At 60.6% G+C, this 19717-nt stretch carries 19 protein-coding genes; 11 read left to right on the top strand and 8 right to left on the bottom strand.

The features are described from left to right. The first annotated feature begins 8 nt into the window (after positions 1–8). The 6 genes from FKG95_RS06030 to metC all read left to right on the top strand — a co-directional run bounded on the left by FKG95_RS06030 (position 9) and on the right by metC (position 6481). Positions 9–965, top strand: a complete 957-nt coding sequence (locus FKG95_RS06030; RefSeq protein WP_142895429.1) for a tripartite tricarboxylate transporter substrate binding protein — start codon at positions 9–11, stop codon at positions 963–965. A 106-nt stretch (positions 966–1071) separates the two neighbouring features. Beyond that, the gene (locus tag FKG95_RS06025) at positions 1072–1539 is read left to right on the top strand and encodes a tripartite tricarboxylate transporter TctB family protein (protein ID WP_142895428.1); all 468 of its coding nucleotides are present in this window, start codon (positions 1072–1074) and stop codon (positions 1537–1539) included. A gap of 10 nt (positions 1540–1549) precedes the next feature. After that, on the top strand, positions 1550–3082 hold the full coding sequence (locus tag FKG95_RS06020) for a tripartite tricarboxylate transporter permease (RefSeq protein ID WP_142895427.1): 1533 nt from the start codon (positions 1550–1552) through the stop codon (positions 3080–3082). A 36-nt stretch (positions 3083–3118) separates the two neighbouring features. Further along, positions 3119–3706: a cysteine dioxygenase family protein gene (locus FKG95_RS06015; RefSeq protein ID WP_142895426.1), complete on the top strand. Its 588-nt coding sequence runs from the start codon at positions 3119–3121 to the stop codon at positions 3704–3706. Positions 3707–3732: 26 nt separating this feature from the next. After that, complete coding sequence (locus tag FKG95_RS06010) at positions 3733–5340, top strand: rhodanese-like domain-containing protein (RefSeq protein WP_142895425.1); 1608 nt, start codon at positions 3733–3735, stop codon at positions 5338–5340. Beyond that, complete coding sequence (gene metC, locus FKG95_RS06005; protein ID WP_142895424.1) at positions 5324–6481, top strand: cystathionine beta-lyase; 1158 nt, start codon at positions 5324–5326, stop codon at positions 6479–6481. Before FKG95_RS06010 ends, metC begins: the two co-directional genes overlap by 17 nt. Positions 6482–6509: 28 nt before the next feature. Here the strand turns inward: metC and FKG95_RS06000 are convergent, their stop codons facing one another. Beyond that, positions 6510–6926: a hypothetical protein gene (locus FKG95_RS06000; protein WP_142895423.1), complete on the bottom strand. Its 417-nt coding sequence runs from the start codon at positions 6924–6926 to the stop codon at positions 6510–6512. Between the two features lie 198 nt (positions 6927–7124). Here FKG95_RS06000 and FKG95_RS05995 point away from each other — a divergent pair, with 198 nt between their 5' ends. Continuing rightward, on the top strand, positions 7125–7556 hold the full coding sequence (locus tag FKG95_RS05995; protein ID WP_142895422.1) for a helix-turn-helix domain-containing protein: 432 nt from the start codon (positions 7125–7127) through the stop codon (positions 7554–7556). A 92-nt stretch (positions 7557–7648) separates the two neighbouring features. Continuing rightward, on the top strand, positions 7649–8026 hold the full coding sequence (locus tag FKG95_RS05990) for a helix-turn-helix domain-containing protein (protein ID WP_142895421.1): 378 nt from the start codon (positions 7649–7651) through the stop codon (positions 8024–8026). 29 nt (positions 8027–8055) lie between these two features. Here FKG95_RS05990 and FKG95_RS05985 read toward each other — a convergent pair whose 3' ends face one another. Beyond that, complete coding sequence (locus FKG95_RS05985) at positions 8056–10437, bottom strand: aldehyde dehydrogenase family protein (protein WP_142895420.1); 2382 nt, start codon at positions 10435–10437, stop codon at positions 8056–8058. Positions 10438–10440: 3 nt separating this feature from the next. Further along, positions 10441–11406, bottom strand: a complete 966-nt coding sequence (gene deoC / locus FKG95_RS05980; protein ID WP_218940084.1) for a deoxyribose-phosphate aldolase — start codon at positions 11404–11406, stop codon at positions 10441–10443. Between the two features lie 291 nt (positions 11407–11697). Here deoC and FKG95_RS05975 point away from each other — a divergent pair, with 291 nt between their 5' ends. Continuing rightward, positions 11698–12432 (top strand): DeoR/GlpR family DNA-binding transcription regulator, encoded by a 735-nt coding sequence (locus FKG95_RS05975; protein WP_142895419.1) that lies wholly within the window; start codon positions 11698–11700, stop codon positions 12430–12432. Positions 12433–12598: 166 nt separating this feature from the next. Here the strand turns inward: FKG95_RS05975 and FKG95_RS05970 are convergent, their stop codons facing one another. The 4 genes from FKG95_RS05970 to FKG95_RS05955 form a co-directional block, all read right to left on the bottom strand. Next, on the bottom strand, positions 12599–14173 hold the full coding sequence (locus tag FKG95_RS05970; protein WP_142895418.1) for an aldehyde dehydrogenase (NADP(+)): 1575 nt from the start codon (positions 14171–14173) through the stop codon (positions 12599–12601). Between the two features lie 141 nt (positions 14174–14314). Then, positions 14315–15073 carry a 2-dehydro-3-deoxy-D-gluconate 5-dehydrogenase KduD gene (gene kduD, locus FKG95_RS05965; protein WP_142895417.1) on the bottom strand — a complete coding sequence of 253 codons (759 nt, stop codon included), beginning with the start codon at positions 15071–15073 and terminating at the stop codon, positions 14315–14317. Further along, positions 15073–15903, bottom strand: coding sequence for a 5-dehydro-4-deoxy-D-glucuronate isomerase (kduI, locus tag FKG95_RS05960; RefSeq protein ID WP_142895416.1), 831 nt, complete (start codon positions 15901–15903; stop codon positions 15073–15075). The genes kduD and kduI overlap by 1 nt, the downstream gene beginning before the upstream one ends. Before the next feature lie 45 nt (positions 15904–15948). After that, positions 15949–16674 (bottom strand): FadR/GntR family transcriptional regulator, encoded by a 726-nt coding sequence (locus tag FKG95_RS05955; protein WP_246116724.1) that lies wholly within the window; start codon positions 16672–16674, stop codon positions 15949–15951. 457 nt (positions 16675–17131) lie between these two features. Between FKG95_RS05955 and FKG95_RS05950 the strand changes: the two genes are divergently transcribed. Both FKG95_RS05950 and FKG95_RS05945 read left to right on the top strand, forming a co-directional pair. After that, complete coding sequence (locus FKG95_RS05950) at positions 17132–18205, top strand: zinc-binding metallopeptidase family protein (protein ID WP_142895414.1); 1074 nt, start codon at positions 17132–17134, stop codon at positions 18203–18205. A gap of 69 nt (positions 18206–18274) precedes the next feature. Continuing rightward, positions 18275–18640 carry a DUF4112 domain-containing protein gene (locus FKG95_RS05945; protein WP_142895413.1) on the top strand — a complete coding sequence of 122 codons (366 nt, stop codon included), beginning with the start codon at positions 18275–18277 and terminating at the stop codon, positions 18638–18640. A gap of 59 nt (positions 18641–18699) precedes the next feature. On the opposite strand, the gene FKG95_RS05940 is transcribed toward FKG95_RS05945, so the two are convergent. After that, on the bottom strand, positions 18700–19683 hold the full coding sequence (locus FKG95_RS05940; RefSeq protein WP_142895412.1) for a DUF808 domain-containing protein: 984 nt from the start codon (positions 19681–19683) through the stop codon (positions 18700–18702). Positions 19684–19717 lie beyond the last annotated feature (34 nt).

Genomic DNA, 19717 nt, shown 5'->3' with positions numbered 1-19717 from the left:
TTCAATTAATGCGTAAAGCCGCCACTTTCCTTTTATCCAGTCTCATGGCCGGTGCCCTCGCGGCCTCCGCAGGCGCCGAGGATTTCCCGAGCCGCGACATTGACCTGATTGTCCCCTTCGATCCCGGCGGGGCGGTGGATACGACATCTCGCATCATTGCTGAAACCGCCAACAAGATGCTGACGGGCACGGAAATTTCCGTGGTCAACAAATCCGGTGGTGGCGGTGTCGTCGGCCAGACCTTCGCGTCGAAGGCCGCAGCGGACGGCTATACGGTCCTCGCCATGACCAGCTCCGTGGTGACGAACCCACAGATGAAGGGCGCGGGCTATTCCGTGGACGACTTTACACCGGTCGCACTGTATAGCCTCGACCCGCAGGTGATCGTCGTCCCGGCAGGATCGCCAATCCAGACCGCCGAAGATTTCATGGCGGCGGCAAAGGAAAATACCCTCAACATCGTGGTCGCAGGTGTCGGCACCTCGCACCACATGTCCGGCCTGGCCATCGAACGGGTGACGGACGTCAAGTTCAACTATGTCCCGACCAAGGGTTTCGGCGCACAGGTTCAGGCCGTGGCCGGGGGACATGTGGACGGCGCGCTCTGGCCGCTCGGCGAAGCCACGGCGCAAGCCGAAAACGGGAGCGTGCGAATCTTGACCATCGCATCGGAAAGCCGTCACAGCAGACTTCCCGATGTCCCGACCTTCCAGGAAGCCGGGATCGACATTCCGATCTGGGCCACGTTCCGCGGCTGGTCGGTTCCCAAAGGGACGCCGGAGGACGTGGTTGCCAAACTCTCCGACATCATGCGCGCAACCTATGAAGATGCGGGCTACGTGAAGCGCATGAAGGCGGCCGGCTACGATCCCGTCTTCCGGGATGCCGAGGGCTTCAAAGCGGTTGTCGACAGCTACTCCAAGCTGACGTCGGTGATCATCGACGAGGCTAACCTGGGCAAGTAACGCTGCCTACCACTGTTTGGTTTCCGAATCGGGTCCTATCGCAAGATCGGACCCGGTCCGGATCAAACGGGAAGCCTTCGAAACCGCAAGACGGATTGGCCGCATCATGCCTCAGATCATTTCGGAAAAGCGTCCCGGACAAGGCTCCAGCGATGTCTGGATCGGGCTGGTGCTTCTCGCCGTTGGCGGCGCCGCCGCCTGGATGGCAAGCGGGTTCGATGACGCCTCTCGTCCCTACCCGCTTGCGCTCAGCGTGCTGATGATGCTTCTGGGAGCGGTCCTCGCGGCGAGGGCCGTTCTGGGCGGGGGCGAAGATCAAAGCTTTACGCAACAGGCCCGTATTCTCCTTCCCGCGGCGGTCGTCCTTGCACTCTGGATTCTGGCGCTGTCAAACGGGCTTGGTTATGTCGTTCCGACCTTCGCCATGGAGTTTGCGTTCATGTGGCTCTGCGGTATTCGCGGGACGGGACGGGCCGCGCTCTATGCCGGACTGGTGACCGGGGGGAGCTACACGATCTTCGTCGGTCTCCTGGATGTGCGGCTGCCGGCCTCACACCTGCCCTGGCTGTTCTGAGGCCTGGAACATGGACCTGATCCTTCTCGGCTTTTCCACCCTGACCGACCCGCTGGTGCTGCTGACGCTCGTCATCGGGGTCGTGGCGGGCATGATCGTCGGATCGATTCCGGGGATCAACGACAACATCGCCTTCGCGGTGTTCATTCCCTTCTCCTTCTCCATGCCGCCGGAACAGGCGCTGGCGCTGATGGTCGGCGTCTATTGCGCCGCGGCCACAGGCGGCGCGATCCCCGCTATTATGATCAAGGTGCCGGGGACGGCCTCCTCGCTCCTGACCGCTCTGGACGGGAACGCCATGGCGCGCAAGGGCGCCGCAGGTAAAGCCCTGTCCATCGCACTGACCTCGTCGGTCGTGGGCGGTATCTTAAGTTCCATCGTCCTGCTGCTCTTCGCCCCCTCCCTGGCCCAGGTCGCGCTGCAGTTCGGCTATGTCGAAAACTTTGCCCTGGCCATCCTGGGACTCTCGAGTGTTGTGGGACTGTTGCGCGGCGCTGTCATCAAGGGCGCGATTGCCGCCGTCATCGGTCTGCTGGTCGCCAACGTGGGTTTCAGTCCGGTGACCGGTTTCCCGCGCTATACCTTCGACAGCGTGAACCTGATCGAGGGTATCCCCTTTGTCCCCCTGCTCGTTGGCCTTTTCGGGATCGCCGCGATGCTTGAATTGATGGTCGACATCGTCAAAGAGCGGCATGCGGGAACGAAAGCTTCCGGCCTGCCTGAGATCGGGTCCATGCGGCTTCCCGGAAAACTGATGCGCAGGCTGCTTCCCATCTGGGGCGGAAGCGCGGCCATCGGCAACCTGATTGGCATGCTGCCGGGCGCCGGGATGCTGATGGCGATCTTTCTGGCCTATGACCAGGCTGCGCGCCGCTTCCGGCGCCGCTTCGAGGGAAAGCCCGGTGAGGCGGAATGGGGCGAGGGCGTCCCCGAAGGAATCGCCGCACCGGAAGCCGCCAACAATGCCGTCACGGCCAGTTCGATGGTGCCGCTCTTGTCCCTGGGTATCCCCGGCAACTCCACCTCGGCCCTCTTTATTGGCGCGCTCGCCATACACGGCATGGTGCCCGGTCCCTTGCTCTTTACCCAGCACGGTCATATCGCCTGGATGATCATCGTCGCCTTTCTGGCCGCCAATCTGATCATGTGGCCGATTGCCTATGGCGTGATCAAGACGGTGTCGCAGACGATTTTTGCAATTCCGAAACAGGCCATGGTGGGCGTGATCGCGCTGCTCTGCCTGATGGGGGCTTATTCGGACGGCGCCAATGTCTTTAATATGTGGGTGGCGGTGGTTGCGGGCATCGTGGCTTACTCTATGCGGCTAGCCGGCATTCCGCTGGGTCCGGCCATTCTGGGATTGGTTCTCGGACCGCAGTTGGAGGCCTCCCTCGCCAACTCGCTGAGCATTTCCCAGGGCAACTGGCTGGTCTTTTTCGATCCTGTTTCTCACCCGATCAGCGCCGGAATGATGTCGGTTTCCCTCGCACTCTGGATCGTGCCAATGCTGATGTCACGATTTCAGCGCGCGTCGGACAAATAGAACTTCAGAACCATCAAAGGAAAGGCCCCTCTTCCAATGACACATGCAGAGACGCGCAGCGAAATGGCGCAAGAACTCCTCGCGCAATCCAAATCCATACTGGCGGAGGGTCCGCCCGACCCGACGCGGTTGAACCGGATCAAAGGGGCTCTCTCCAAACTCTCAGAACGCGCGGAGCTCTGGAGCGAGACGGATTTCCCCAATCCTTCACTGGAAGAAAAGCAGAACCGCTTTCAGATCGCCCAGGATGCCGAGTCCGGTCTGACCCTCTATCTGAACGTGATGCGTCCGGGCAAGAAGATCCCGCCTCACAATCACACGACCTGGGCCTGTGTCGCCGCCGTGGAAGGTGTGGAGACCAACAGACTCTATGAGCGGCTCGACGACCGGTCCGTTCCCGGAAAGGCGGAACTGCGCGAGACCGCCGTGGTCGAGCTGAAGCCGGGCAATGCCTTGGGCATGGGACCGGACGACATTCATAGCGTCGTGATCGGTGGCGACTCGGTCATCCGGCACTTGCATTTCTACGGTCAGCCCCTGGAGACCCTGAGCGGCCGGATCAGCTATGACCTCGATGCCGGAACCTGCCGGATCATGGACATCGGCGTGAAGACCAAATCTTGAAGCCAATTCTTGATGAAAGAGAACCGATGAAAGAGATGACGGCTCAGGCGCTCAAGCCCCTGTTGACCGATGGCGCCGAGATCGCCTTTCTCGATGTGCGCGAGCACGGCCAGTATGGTGAGGGGCATCCGTTCTTTTCCGTGCATCTGCCCTACAGCAAGATCGAAGTCCTTGCGCCGAAACTCATGCCCTGCAGGGCCGTGCGCTGCGTTTTGATGGATGACGGCGATGGTGTCGGTGCGCGCGCGGCCGCCGTGCTTGAGGATCTCGGTTACAACAACGTCGCTGTTCTCAGCGGCGGCGCTCCGGCGTGGGCGGCGGCAGGTTACACCCTCTTCAAAGGCGTGAATGTTCCCTCAAAGGCCTTTGGTGAGTTGGTTGAGCATGCCTTCCAAACTCCGGCCATCTCCGCGGAAGAGCTCAACAGCCTGCAGCAGTTGGATAAGGATCTGCTGGTGCTGGACGGGCGAAGCAGTCCCGAGTTCCGGAAGATGTCACTGCCGCGGGCGCTCTCCTGCCCCAACGCCGAACTGGGATACCGGCTGCCCATGCTGAACAGCGATCCGACAACGCCGATCGTGGTCAACTGCGCCGGGCGGACGCGCTCGATCATCGGCGCGCAGACACTCTCCCTGCTGGGGGTTCCCAATCCCGTCTATGCGCTGCGCAACGGGTCACAGGGCTGGCGGCTGGCGGGCTTCGATCTGAGGCATGGTGTAGAGCCGCTGCCACTGCCGCAACCGGATCCGGAAGCCCTGGCCGCGGGCAGCGCCAAAGCGGCGGAGTTGCGGGAAGACTACGGCTTGCCCGTGATCTCCGGGGAACAGGCGCAGTCCTGGCTCTCGGCCCCGGACCAAACGACCTATCTTTTCGACGTGCGCAGCAAGCAGGAGTATGCCGAGGGACATGTTGCCGGCGCGCGCTCGGCACCAGGCGGCCAACTTGTGCAGGCAACCGACGAGCAGCTTGCCGTCCGCAATGCCCGGATCCTTCTTTGCTGCGATAACGGATTGCGCTCGGCCACCACCGCGATCTGGCTGACCGGTATGGGACACCGGGTCTGGCTGCTCGACACAGCCACCGCCAGGACAGAAACCCGGGAAGCCGTGCCCGTCTATCCAGGCCTTGCCGACAGCATTGACCTGGCCGGCCTGAAAACCCTTGTTGACGCCGGTGCGCTTGTCCTGGATGCATCGCGCGGACTCGATTACCGGGCCGGTCATATAGATGGAGCGGTCTGGACCACACGGGCGCGTGTGAATAGTTCGCTGATCGGCGACCCGGATGGAATCGTTCTGACCGGCCGCTGCCCAGTCCTGATGGCAGGTGTGGCGGCAGAAATAAAAAGCCTGACCGGCCAGCCCCCCAAAAACATGATTCAAGGCAACCCGGCAAGCTGGCGCTCCGCTGGTCTGAGAGTTGTCGAGACTCCCCAGTTCCCCAGCGAGGCAGACTGTATCGATTATCTCTTCTTCGTGCATGACCGTCACGATGGCAACCTCGACGCGGCGCGGCGCTATCTGGAATGGGAACTGGGCTTACTCGATCAGCTGGACGAACAGGAGCACGCTGTTCTTAACCCCTTACGACCCAGAGTGGTTTCTGAAAGGTTGGAGAATGCGGCGCGAGACTAAGCTGATGCACTACGGCCGGAACACCGCCGGCCCCGGCCCCGCCAACCCGCCGGTGGTGCGGGCCTCAACAATCCTGCACGACAGTGTCGCCGCCTACCGCGACACCAAACGTAGGCGGGAAAGCGACGACAGCGTCCTCTCCTATGGCCGGCGCGGCACGACCACGGCACATGTCCTGGCCGACGCGGTGCGGGACCTGGAAGGCGGGGACGCCAGTTTCCTTTTCCCGACCGGCGTGGCCGCGCTCGCTGGCGCCATCTCCGCCTTTGCCGGTGCGGGCGATCATCTGCTGATCGTCGATACGGTCTTCCCAGCGACCCGCAGTTTTTGCGAGAGCCAGCTCCGGCGGAATGGCGTGGAGATCGACTACATCCCCTGGGACACGATCGATCTGTCCCCCTGGATCACGGCAAAGACCAAGGCGGTTATGGTTGAGTCTCCGGCATCGCAGACCTTCGAAGTGATGGACCTGCCCGCCCTCTGCCGCAGCGCCACGGCAAAAGGGATCACCGTCATCGCCGATAACACTTACGGTTCGGGCTGGCTGTACCATCCGCTGGAATTGGGATGCGATGTGTCCGTCATTGCCGGCACGAAGTATCTCAGCGGTCATGCCGACGTAATGATGGGCGTTGCCAGTGCCCGGGGCGAAGCCTGCGCGCCGTTACGGGCAGTGGTGCACGCCAGCGGGCAAACCCTTGCACCCGACGAAGCCTACGCCTGCCTGCGCGGAATGCGCACGCTGGGCCTACGGCTCGAGCGGCATCACGAGAGCGGCCTCCTGCTGGCCGACTACTTCGCGAAACGCCCCGAAGTGTCGGAGGTCCTGCATCCGGGTCTGACCGGCCATCCCGGCCACGAAATCTGGCGGCGTGACGCCAGCGGCTGCAATGGGCTTTTGAGCGTTCGATTCCGGCCGGGCTTTGCACTGGAGGCCTTTCTCGACCGTTTGCAGATCTTTTCGATCGGCAGTTCCTGGGGCGGCTTCGAAAGTCTGGCCATGCCGATTGCGCCGGACGAGAGCCGGAGCTTTGTCAAAGAAGAATCGCCGGACCCCATGGCCCGTTTCCACATCGGTTTGGAGCATCCGCAGGATCTGATCGAAGACCTGACCGCCTCCTTCGCGGTCCTTGAGGATTAACCACAGGGTTGGATCGCGACGCGGGCAATCAGTACTCTAAGCGTACGTCGTTGAGGTTCTCGATCACGTAGTCGTAGTTTTCCAGTATCCAGAGCAATGACTCGACCTTGGTCCGGTCGCCGTGCTGGTTCCGGGTGAAGCGTCCGTAAGACTTACCGTCCCTGTCCCGGATCTCCGGAGCCTCGGTGGAATGGCGGTGCCATGGGCTCAGACTGCTGTACTGTGACCCATAGACTCCGGTCTTGCTCCAGATCGTCGCCTCGTCGAATTCGGAGCCGTGGGGGCCGAGCTTGTTCCAGACGGAGGACTTGTCAAACCGGGAACAGTTCAAGCATCCCAGAAACTGAGTCTGGCCCTTTCCGCCGTAGAGAAGAAATTCCGGTTCCTGAGCCTGTAGAGCAGACGTGCCGGCAGTCCCCAGAACCAGCAGACCGGCCGCTCCCACAAGACACCCCAGCGCTGCCCGCTTTCCTTATGCCTCACGCATTTCCCGTAGCCTCTCACGAGTTTCCCGAAACCACACTTGAATGGTCGCAACGGCTATAAGTCGTTCAACTCTTGCGAAGGGTTCAAAAAAGCATTTCAGGAGCGACGGGCTGCATGGGAGTTCGCGCGTAAGTAGATTCCCGAATTGAGCGCTGGCATGTTCTTTGACATATACTCAGCATCGGATCCGCAACCGGCACATTGGCCGCGCGAAGCGGCATCGATTTTTGTTTCAAAAAAAATTCAAAAGCACCCTCAAGCCAGGAGCGTGAATGCCATGGATGTGGAGAGACAAGAAGCTTTGCTGAATCAGTTCGTTGCTACGCAGCTTACGGAACAGCGCGAGCGCTGTGGCATCACACAGAGCAACCTGGCGCGGCTCCTTGGCGTTGACATCAATGTGATCCAAAACGCGGAATCCGGCGTAGAGCGTATTGCAGCACACCAATTATACGAAGCCTGTCAGGTCTTCGGGATTTCGTTGCGCTGCTTCTTCAGGGACTACACCAATGCGTTGCGAGCAGAAGCGCCTGTCGAGACACAACTAAAGGCACCGGTTACACAAGAGGCCGAACAGGCGCCAACCTGAAGGAAATCAAGTGCTGAAATTCGTGCGGTCCCTCTGAACCTGCAAAGAGTGAAGACGGATCGCCAAGAAACAGAGATGACCTTGAGGGAACCATGTCAGAAAAGATGCAGCAGGCTATAAACGAGCACGTATCACGCAGAATTCATGCCCGGCGTGTCGAGCTCGGTATGACACAAAAGAAAGTGGCGGAAGCGCTGGGCGTATCTTTCCAGCAGTTTCAAAAGTACGAGCACGCAAAAAACCGCCTCTCCGCGGGGCGGCTCTACCAGCTTGCGGAAATACTGGATACGCCCATTACGTACTTTTTCGACGACTACCAGAAGCAACCTGCAGAGCGGCCCAAACTGCCTGAGAGCAATATCGATACCCTGGCCTCAGCACGTCTGGTGCGGCAGTTCGATTCCATTTCCTCGCCAGCGCTGAAACAAAGTGTGCTGAACGTGATCCGGGCGCTCGAGCCGGGGCGGTAATCTAACGACAGCGTTACGGATCCTGCGGTCTACTCTCCGTAGGGAATCCAGATATTTTTGAGCTCGGTCGCGCGGTGCAAAAAAAGCTCGCCTTCGCCCGACTTGGGATCGAGCCAATCAATCTGTCGGCCATAGTCGACGAAGGTCCGTTTCAAGTTGCCGACAGAACGTTCCTCAACCTCTTTCGAAAGCTCCGGCGATCCGAACGCCCAGACGGCATCGACATCGTTGTGCGCCGACAGGACCTTGGCCAGTTCAAGAGAGTCTCCCGTTACAATGTTTAACACACCGTCCGGAACGTCCGAGGTTTCAAGTAAGGAATAGAAGTCGGTACCTGACAGCGGATGCGGCTCACTGGGTATTGCAATTACGCGATTGCCGGTCGCCATGAGCGGCGCAATCAGGCTAACCATTCCCAGCAAAGGCGCTTCGGGCGGACAGACCGTCCCGACCACACCCAGCGCCTCGGGAACGGCGAGCGCCGCGCCACGCATGGGCGGCAGGTGTATTTGACCGTCGTATTTGTCGGCCCAGGAGGCGTAGGTGAAGAGCCGCGAGATGGAAGCCTCCACTTCGGCCTGCGCTTTCGCGGCGCTCACGCCCGTCATCTCGCGCAGGCGGTCCGCAAACTCGCGTTCCCGGACAGAGAGATTTTCACCGAGATAGAATAGAATCTGCGCCCGGTTGTGGGCGGTTCTGGTTCCCCAGGATTTAGCGCCGCGCGCGGCCTCGACCGCATTGCGGATGTCTTTGCGGTTGCCCTCTCCGACTTCACCGATGACCCTGCCCTTGGGCGAGAATATCTCACGCGAGTAATTGCCGTCCGGGCGGGCCTGCTTGCCGCCGATGAAGAGCTTCGCCGTGCGGTCCACAGTTTTGATCTCGTAGCCGCTCGCAGCGGTAGGGGAATTCGGGGCAGCCGCCGCGCGCTCGCCCAGCTTCGACCAGACCAGCGGTTTCAGATAGTCGTAACAGCCCTCGCGGCCCCCCTCCCGGCCGAAACCGCTTTCCTTCTTGCCGCCGAAGCCGACGGCGGCATCCAGCACGTTGGTGGTATTGATCCAGACGACACCGGCCTCCAGCTGCACGGCGGCATCGAGCGCCTGATTGATCGACTCGCTCCAGATGCTGCCCGCCAGACCGTAGCGCGTATGGTTGGCCAGTTGGATGGCTTCATCCGGCGTGCGGAAGGTCATGGAAACCACGACGGGTCCGAAGATCTCGTCTGTCGCCACCGCCGCCGTCGGCTGCACGTTGCTCATGAGGGTCGGCGGATAGAAACAGCCGGAGCCGGGCATCTCGATCTCGGGCTGGAAAATTTCGGCCCCCGCCTTGACGCCGGCCTCGACCATGCCTTTGATGCGCTTGAGCTGATCGGGTGCGACGACCGCCCCCATGTCGATGGATTTATCCAGCGGTGCGCCGACCCGCAGCTTGGACATGCGCCTGCGCAGCCGGTCGTGGAAGTCCTCGGCGATGCCTTCCTGGACCAGGATGCGCGAACCGGCGCAGCAGACCTCTCCCTGGTTAAACCAGATGGCATCAACCACGCCCTCGACGGCAGCGTCCAGATCCGCGTCGTCAAAAACGATGAAAGGCGACTTGCCGCCGAGTTCCAGGGTCAGGGATTTACCGCTACCCGCCGTCACCTTGCGGATCTCTTTTCCAACTGCGGTCGAGCCGGTGAAGGCGATCTTATCGACTCCGCTGTGTTCGACCAGCAAAGCACCAGTCGAGCCGTCGCCTGTCACCACGTTCAGAACACCGTCCGGGAGTCCGGCGGCCTTGGCCAGCTCGGCAAAAAGCAGAGCCGTCAGCGGTGTATACTCGGCGGGCTTGAGCACCACCGTATTTCCCAGTGCCAATGCCGGGGCGATTTTCCACGCCAGCATCAGGAAAGGGAAGTTCCAGGGGATGATCTGCCCCACCACACCGACCGGTGCCTGATCCGGAAACTGGCTCTCGCTGAGCTGCGCCCAGCCCGCGTGGTGATAGAAGTGGCGCGCAGCCAGAGGAATATCGATATCGCGGGTTTCACGGATCGGCTTGCCGTTGTCCAGCGCTTCCAGCACGGCGATCAACCGGGCGTGGCGCTGAATCATGCGTGCGAGGGCATAGAGCTTGCGGGCCCGGGCATGGCCGCTCAGGGCGGCCCAGTCCGCCTGTGCCTTCCGGGCGGCGCGCACCGCCGCATCGACGTCCGCCTTCTTGCCGAGAGAGACCTTGGCCAGGAGCTTGCCCGAGGCAGGTTCGGACACATCGAAGCAACTCTTTGCGGCATGTTTGGTGAAGCCGCCGCCGATGAAATGCCCGAACTGCTGTTTGTTGCCAGCCAGCCACTCGCGCGCCTGCGCGTCGCTCTCGCTGCTCGGTCCGTAGGACATGGTGTCGAAATAGCTCGCTACGTTCATGATTTATCCAATCGGGTGCCGCTTGACGGCGCTGTAGGCCCCGTCGACATGATGCTCCAGTTGCCGCTCGATATCGGCCAGCAGGCTCGAGGCGCCGATCCGGAAGAGATTGGGCCGCAGCCAGTCGCGCCCCAGTTCTTCTTTCATAAGGCTCTGATAAACCAGGATGTCCTTGGCCTTGGAAATACCGCCCGCGGGTTTATAGCCGACTTTGAAACCCGTCATCGACTGGTAGAGGCGGATCATGCGAAGCATAACGAGCGTCACCAGCAAGGTCGCGTTCTGCGCTTCCTTGCCGGTGGAGGTCTTGATGAAGTCGGCGCCCGCCATCATACAAACCATACTGGCACGGGCGACGTTTCTAAGCGTCTTGAGATCACCGGTTGCCAGAATGGCCTTTACATGCGCGTCGCCGCAGGCTTCGCGGAAATCCCGCATCTCATCGTAGAGCGCCTGCCAGTCGCCGGTCAGGACATGCTCACGGGTAATGACGATATCGATTTCGCTGGCACCGTCGGCAACAGAGGCTTCGATCTCCTTGAGCTTCAGCTCATGCGGCGTCAGGCCCGCGGGGAAACCAGTCGAAACGGCGGCAACCGGGATGCCGGTTCCTTCAAGCGCCTCGACCGCGCAGGCGACAAAGCGGTGATAAACGCAGACCGCCCCGGTCGTGATTCGCCGGTCGGCCATCCCGAGCGCGGCAAGAATGTCGGGGCGCACGGGCGTGATCGCCTTCGCGCAGAGCCGCTTCACCCGGCCTTGCGTATCATCTCCGTTGAGAGTGGTCAGATCGATACAGGTCACGGCGTTCAGAAGCCAGGCCGCCTGAGCATCCGCCTTGATCGACCTGCGGCCCGGCAGTGACGCAACCCGCCGCTCGGCAGCGGACTTATTCACCCTGACGGCCTGAACCACAGAGAGGTCCAGGGGCATGCCCGGGTTGCGCGCGACTTCATGGGCGGAGGTCACCTCAACCGGCCCCCTTTTCGGGGTTCGACTCTCAGATTTTGCGGTGCTGACCACGTCGCATCGTTCCTCTTGCGAATACATCTCAGTGGAGCTGGATGCCGCCACTCGCCATAGCTTAGATTATTTTGTGATATTTTCAACATTCATATGGTATAATTTTCACAAATTGAGATGAGAATTCACAAGCCCCGGACGCTCCGCTATCTATAGCCGCCACCGTTGGCGCTCTTCGGCGCGATGAGAAATCCCCCGCGGGCTGAGTCTGTTCGGTAAGAAACGGGAGTTGCCATTTTGAGCAAACGAAAAACGGCAAGGCTCATGAAGCTCCATAACGCACTGTCAGATCATGCGCGCCTGCATGTCAAAGACGCCGCCGAGCTGTTGGATGTGTCTGAAATGACTGTGCGGCGGGACATTCAGGAAAACCCCAAAGAGTTCGGTTTCTTCGGCGGTTACATCATGCCCGCAGGCAACCGTTTCTCTCTCACCCCCTACGACCTGCAGAGCGAGGAAGAGAAAAACGCGGCGGAAAAGCGCCAGGCCTGCAAGCACTGTCTGCCACATATCAATCCGGGCGAAACCGTTTTTGTCGACTGCGGCACGACGCTGGTTCACCTGGTGGACATGCTGCCGGCGGACATCGAACTCACTCTGGTCTGCTTCGCACTCAACGTATTGGACCGGGCCATCCGGAAACCCAAGTTAAAGGTCGTTCTGATCGGTGGGGTATATCAGCCGGCCACCGCCTCCTTCGCCGAGTTAAAGGCGGACTCCATGTTCGAGGAACTGGCGATCTCGACGGCTTTCCTGTCCGCGGCCGGTCTCGACCAGAAGATCGGTGCCACCTGCGTCGACTTTCATGAAGCCCACCAGAAGCGCGCGGCCATGGCCAAGTCGAGCAAGCAGATCCTGGTCGTCGACAAGAGCAAACTCGGTCAGGTTCAGCCTGCCCGTTTTGGCAAACTCAGTGAGTTCGATCTGGTGATTTCTGAAGACGGCATTCTAGACTTCGGCACAACTGCGTGACGCTAACACGTCACCGGCCGCAGGCAATCGATGAACGCGTGCGCCTTCCTCTCCAGCTGCCGGGCTTTCTGCGCCGAAGCCGCGAAAAAATCCCAGCGGGCGAAGGCGACACAGCACCGACCGGGCAACTCCAAAAGAGTGCCCGGTCGGCGCGGAACCTTCTCTCTTACAGGCTCTCCGAGCTCCAGGCACCATTGACCAGGCGCTTGAGGCCGAGCGGGTTAGCATCTTTCAGAGCGTCGGGCAGAACTGAATCGGGAGAGTTCTGATAGCAAACGGGCCGCAGAAAGCGGTCGATGGCCAGTGTTCCAACCGATGTCCCCCGGCTGTCGGAAGTCGCCGGGTAAGGTCCGCCGTGCACCATGGCATCACAGACTTCGACGCCGGTCGGGAACTGGTTGAAAATCACCCGTCCGACCCGGGTTTCGAGCGCGGCAATCAGGTCCGCGCAGTTCGGGAGCTCCGCTTGCGTGGCGAAGATACTGCCGGTCAGGTGCCCGTTCATCCCGGCCACGAGCGCCGGCAGTTCAGAAGGATCATCCAGCGCGACGACGATGGTCGAGGGGCCGAAAACTTCATCCTCGAGGGGTTTGCCATCGAGTTTCAATAAGGAGGCGTCCCCCTTGAAAACGCAGGTGTGTGCCCGCCCCTCAGCGGTCTCCCCGCTGCCCAGCGTCTCGATACCATCAAGAGCGGCGACCCGCTCCAGTCCGTCGAGGTAGCTTCGAAGACCGCCGGAATTGAGCATCACCGCAGGCGGCTTTCCGGCAAGCGATGTCGAGAGCTGCGCGGTGAAAGCGTCGAAGTCGGCGCCCTTGAAGCCGATCACGAGACCGGGATTGGTGCAGAATTGACCGGCCCCGAGGGAAACCGAGTCGGCCAGCGCTACTGCGACCGCCTCGCCTTCCGAAGCAATCTTCCCGGGCATCATAAATACCGGATTGATCGATGACATCTCTGCAAAGACGGGAATCGGGTCCGGACGCGCGTTTGCCAGATCGAACAGCGCGCGGCCGCCGTGGAGCGAGCCGGTAAAGCCGACCGCCTTGATCTGCGGCGCCTGCACCAGATTGGCCCCGACGCGTGCACCAAAGATCATGCCAAAGACACCCTTGGGCATCTTGCACTTATCAGCGGCGCGCAGAACCGCCTCACCAACCGCCTCACCCGTCGCCGGATGGCTGGAGTGGGCCTTGACAACCACGGGACAGCCTGCGGCCAATGCCGAGGCGGTGTCCCCACCGGCGGCCGAGAAGGCCAACGGGAAGTTCGACGCCCCGAAGACAGCCACCGGGCCCATTCCGATCCGGTACTGACGGTGATCCGTGCGCGGCAGCGGCGCGCGGTCAGGCAAGGCCTGATCGATACGGGCGCCGATGTAATCGCCACGGCGCACAACGCCGGCAAAAAGCCGGAGCTGACCGGTCGTTCGTCCTCTCTCGCCGCGAATGCGCGCCTCCGGCAAACCGGATTCCGCCATCACCGTCTCAACGAATGCGTCGTCCAATGCGTCGATCTCGTCCGCGATGGCCTCGAGAAAGGCAGCACGGTCCGACGGCGAGGTCTGCCGGTAAAGCGGATAGGCCGCGGCGGCGGCTTCGGCCGCCTGAGCGACTTCCCCGACCGTGGCCTGATGAAAACGTGCGCCGCGCTCGGCGCCCGTCGCCGCCTCGATGCTTGCAAAGGTTTCCTCTGAAGCAGCGACGCGCGCGCCGCCGATAAACTGCATTCCGTTGGTCATGTAATTTTTAGTCCCGTGGAAGAGATGGAAATATGGCGTGGTTCAACCCGGCGTAATCTTACGCCACGATGTCATTTGTCGTCACGGATTGATCTGCGGGGAGCACATAATAAGCCTGAATTGCGGATATGCGACCTCTTTTCAGCGCGCCAGCCAGCCGCCGTCGACCGGAAGGGTAATGCCATGGACATAGCTCGCCGCCTCTGAGGCCAGAAAGACCACCGCCCCCGCGATATCAGCGGGTTGCCCCCAGTTGCCGGCGGGAATCCTATCGCGGATCGCCTTGTTGCGTTCAGCGTCGTTCCGCAGGGCAAGCGTATTGTTGGTTTCGATGTAGCCCGGTGCGACGGCGTTCACGTTGATCCCTTTGGCTGCCCACTCGCACGCCAGAAGTTTCGTCAGGCCCGCAACGCCGCTTTTACTTGCGGTGTAGGAAGGGATCCGAATGCCGCCCTGGAATGACAGAAGCGAGGCAATGTTGATAATCCGGCCCTTTCCCCTTGGCAGCATCTTTTTCGCGACCGCCTGAGAGAGAAAGAAGACGGACTTCAGGTTGACGTCCATGACGTCATCCCAGTCTTCCTCGGTAAAATCAATCGCATCGGCCCGGCGGATGATGCCAGCATTGTTCACCAGGATGTCGATCGCACCGCTCCATTCGGTCACACTCTCGACAATGCGCCCGATGGGTTCCAGCGTCGCCAGGTCCGCCCGCACTTCCAGGCAGGCGTCCGGTGTGCCGGTCATCTCGATGGTCTCGGTCATGTCGGAGCGCCCGACGCAGGCCACTTTCGCCCCTGAATTTGCAAGTCCGACAGCAATAGCCTGCCCGATCCCGGTATTCGCGCCGGTCACGATCGCGGTCTTTCCCGCGAGACTGAACATCGTATCTCCGGCCATCACCTCAGGTCCCCCATGGCGACGAAGTCCATGTCATCGAAGTCCTGATTATCGCCGGCCATCGACCAGATAAAACCGTAGCGTCCCGTCCCGACGCCGCTGTGGATAGACCAGCCGGGAGAAATCACGGCCTGCTCATTGTCCACGAAAAGGTGGCGGGTTTCGTCCGGCTCGCCCATCAAATGCACGACGCGGGTGCCCTGGGCCATATCGAAGTAGAGATAGACCTCTGATCGCCGGTCATGGCTGTGACAGGGCATGGTGTTCCAGACACTGCCGTCCTCGATCATGGTCATGCCCATCACAAGCTGGCAGGACTGGCAAACGTCGGGATGAATGTACTGTCGCAGCACCCGGATGTTGGCGTCCGGTTGTGTTCCCAGATCGATCCGATTGGCATCCTTCGCAGTGATCTTTTTCGCTTTGGTGCGCTGGTGGGCCGGCGTGCTGACGAAATAGAGGCGCGCCGGGTTGCCGGCATCGGCGCTGGCGAAGGTCACCTCGGCCCCGCCCTTGGGCAGGTAGAGGCAGTCCGTGCGGGTCAGGTCGAAGTCTTCGTCGCCAGCGGTGATGGTGGCATCGCCGCCGATGTTGAAGATGCCGATCTCGCGCCGGTCGAGAAACCCGGGCGATCCGATCTGTTTGTTCGAGACCAGCGGCAAGGGCTCAGCCAAGGGGACAGCACCACCAACCACCGTGCGATCGATATGACTGTAGGTCATCTGAATCACACCCTCCTGGAAGAGCCTTTCGAACAAAAAATTCCCGCGCAATTCATCGGTATTGAAGCGCTTGGCTTCCTTCGGGCTGCAAGCCTGTCGTATTTCCATAACTCGAATGGGTCCTGTGTCTTATGTCGTTGTCAGTTTGGTCATCTAGCTCTGAAGCAGGCTGCGGTTCAGGGCCAAGCCACGTGAGAGATGCGTACGCATGGCCTCGCTTGCCGCCGCCTCGTCCTGATCCGCAATCGCATCGCGGATCTTGGCGTGTTCCCTGGTCAGACCGTCCAGATAGTCCTGACGTTCTTTCCCCGTCACGCGGCGCCGGGCCGGACGCGGGATGATGAAGGGACCGAGATAGCGGATGAACTTGGCGATGTAGGTGTTTTGAGTGGCTTCCGCGATCCGCAGATGAAAGGCAAAGTCCTGCTCGGCCGCTTCCTGACCGCGGCTCTGGGCCTCGACCATCCTCTCGAAGGCATCCTCGATCTCGCGCAAATCCTGCAGAGTCCGGCGCTGCGCGGCGAGACCCGCCGACTCGACCTCAAGGCTCAGGCGCAGTTCCATGATCTGCAGAATGTGGTCGTGTTCGTTGAGCTCGCTGTCTCCCAGGCGGAAAGGCTGCCGGGTCAGGTCGTCGGCGACAAACACACCGCGTCCCTGGCGGGAATTCACCAGCCCGTCGGCGCTCAAAGCCGCAATCGCCTCCCGGACGACCGTGCGGCTCACCCCGAACTGCTCGATCATGGCGTTTTCGGTCGGCAGCTGCGCGCCCGGCCTCAGGTTCCCGCCCTGGATCAATTGACGCAATTGACTGGCAACCTCTTCGCTGAGCTTCGGGCGGCCCTTAAAGGAGCGTAGTCCGAGCCCTCCGGCTTTCATCTCGATCAAAAGAAACTCCTCCTGCTGCGGTAAGCACTCGCCCTCCGGCCTCGGGGGCATCCCGAAATGGCAGAAGCCCCCCGCACCCGCTCCGGCAACGCGCTGCCGGCCACACTTCTCAGTCATCATATAACTGTTAAATGAGGAGAACATGAGAGTCCAGAGCAGGATCGAACCCTCTCGCATCCGCTATCAGATCGCATCCGGCTAGGGATCCCATCCGCCCCGGCGGAAATGGGGTGTTTTTTCCTGTTGCGATTGACAGGGAACCAGGTCCGGTGAAGAGACGTTGTCCCTGCGGCAAATCCCGATCGTAATTCTGACTGCCCGCAAATTGTGATAAACGAAAGCGGCGTGGGTCTCATTGGTCCTGCCGAGTAGATTGATCGGTCCGAATTAGACCCCGTCTGCGCTGTAGTCTTCGGCAAAACAAACAGAATCAGCCTACAGGCTCAGAATGAAACACTTTGAATGCCAGAACTGCGGTCAATGGCTGACCTTCGAAAACAGCCATTGCGAACGCTGCGGACACGTTCTGGGATACGACCCCGATTATGAAGATCTGATCGCTCTCGTGCCCGAGCGCGGCGATTTTTGGCAGGCGCTGAAGGATCCGGCGCGCGTTTTCAGGTTTTGCGCAAACTCCGCGTATCAGGCCTGCAATTGGCTGGTTCCGGCGGAAGGTCCCGATGCGCTCTGCCAGGCCTGCCGTCTCAACCGCATTATTCCCAGGCTGGAAGAATCCGACCATATCGTCTTCTGGCGACGGCTGGAAGTGGCCAAGCATCGGATGATTTACGGCCTGAAACGCCTGAACCTGCCGGTTCTGAGTAAGCAGGACGATCCCGATAAGGGCGTCGCCTTTGAGTTCCTCTCGGCGGCGGACATGCCGCAAGACGGTGCCGCGAGCGTGGTGACCGGCCATGCCAACGGCGTGATCACAATCGATTTGTCGGAGGCGGACCATGTTGAACGGGAACGCCAGCGCCGCGACATGTCCGAGCCCTACCGGACGTTGCTTGGGCACTTTCGGCACGAAATCGGACACTACTACTGGGAACGCCTGGTGGCCGATCAGGGACGTCACGAGTCTTTTCGCGTGCTTTTCGGTGACGAACGTCAGGACTACGGCGAAGCCCTGGCAAGGCACTACGAGCAAGGACCGCCAATCGATTGGCCGGAGCGCTACGTCAGCAGCTACGCAACCATGCACGCATGGGAGGACTTTGCCGAGACCTGGGCCCACTACATGCACATCGTCGATACGCTTGAAACCGCCGAAGCCTATGACCTACAGGTGCGCAGAGGACTAAGGCGCCAGCAGGCCGAGGGTACCACCACGATTTCACAAAAGGGAGACAGCGAATCTTTCGATGCCATGATCGAGGCCTGGCTGCCCATGACCTACGCCGTCAACAGCCTGAACCGCAGTATGGGGCAACCGGATCTTTACCCCTTTGTCTTGTCGCAATTCGCGATCGACAAAATCGAGTTCGTTCATGAGCTCATCCAGAACTCTGACCGCTCGTAGACACTCTGTAGCAGCGCTTGCATGCGGGAGCACACGGCACCCATCGACCTTCGAAGATAAGGCCCAAGTATGAATCCCATAACAAATCCGAACACGTCACAGCTTGAGCGCCTGGCGGGTCTGCTGGATTCCCAGTTCGGGATTCCAGGAACAAAGCTGCGCTTCGGATTAGACGCGATTCTGGGTCTGCTCCCGGGTGTCGGGGACAGCGTGGGTGCGCTGTTAAGCCTCTATATCGTGGCACAAGCCTGGGCCAAAGGGGCGCCGTTCACGCTGATACTGCGCATGCTGTGGAATATTCTCGTGGACACGGTCATCGGCGCCGTTCCGCTGGTTGGCGATCTCTTTGACGCGGCTTACAAATCAAACAATAGGAACGTGCGGCTGCTGAAAGATCACTTAGAGACGGTCGCCCGGAGAAACGCCAAGACCTGACAAGCTCTTACATCCCGAAGAAGAGGCTTCGCGCTTCCGGTTTGCGGCGTCAAAAGTAACTACGCGAAAAGGCTTTTGAGCCGCCGCCAGACCGGAGCCAAAGCCAAACTGACGCAGGGGATGAGCGCGAATCCGATGAGAAGACCTGCAACGAATGCCCCGAAGGCAGAGGTCAGCCAGGCCGCGGCACCAGCGAACATCGGTAAAGCACGGCTTGCCATAACTTCCGCTTCGTGAAGAAGGTGCGCAGGCCCGGGAACGCCGAGCGTTTCAAGACCGTGAAGCAGGATACCACCGCCGACCCAGATCATCGCCGCGGTTCCAACGACCGCGAGCAGTGTGAGAAAGCCCGGCATACCGCGGACCAGTCCGCGCCCGAAGGCCTGCGACAGCCGCCCGAGCGCCGTTGTTGCGGGCCGGTTCGCAAGCGCCAGGCCGACGTCGTCCGCTTTCACGATGATGGCAACACCGCCGTAGACCACGAAGGTAATGCCCGTCCCGACCAGCGCAAGCACGATTGCTTGGGTCCAGAAGTCCTCGGACGGAATGACGGAAAGCGTGATGGCCATGATCTCCGCCGAGAGGATGAAATCGGTTTTGATGGCGCTATTCACCTTTTGGTCTTCCAGCTTTTGGGGATCGCTCTCTTTCAGGCCGACCGCCGCCTCGTGCTTGTGCGCCTTTTCTGGAAACAGCTTCTCGTAGATCTTTTCTGCGCCCTCGTAGCAGAGATAGAACCCACCCATCATCAGGATTGGCGTTATCAGTCCCGGTGCAACCAGGCTGAGCAGCAAAGCGCCCGGTAACAGGAAGAGCAGCTTGTTGCGCAGCGAGCCCTTCGTGATCTTTGCTATGATCGGCAGCTCCCGCTCGGCCGCGAAACCCACGACATAGCGCGGTGTCACAGCAGCGTCGTCGATGACAAGGCCCGCGGACTTCATTCCCGCCTGGGCCGCCTGGGTCGTAATATCATCGATTGAAGCCGCGGCGACTTTTGCGATCGCAGCTACATCGTCAAGCAGCGCAATTAGACCGGTGCTCACATTGGCCCCCAGTTTTCAAAGCTAAAATTGGGTC

It is taken from the genome of Denitrobaculum tricleocarpae, from assembly GCF_007004665.1.
Taxonomy (GTDB): domain Bacteria; phylum Pseudomonadota; class Alphaproteobacteria; order Kiloniellales; family Kiloniellaceae; genus Denitrobaculum; species Denitrobaculum tricleocarpae.
Note: the sequence above shows the minus strand (reverse complement) of the source record. Positions and strands in the feature narration are given on the sequence as shown.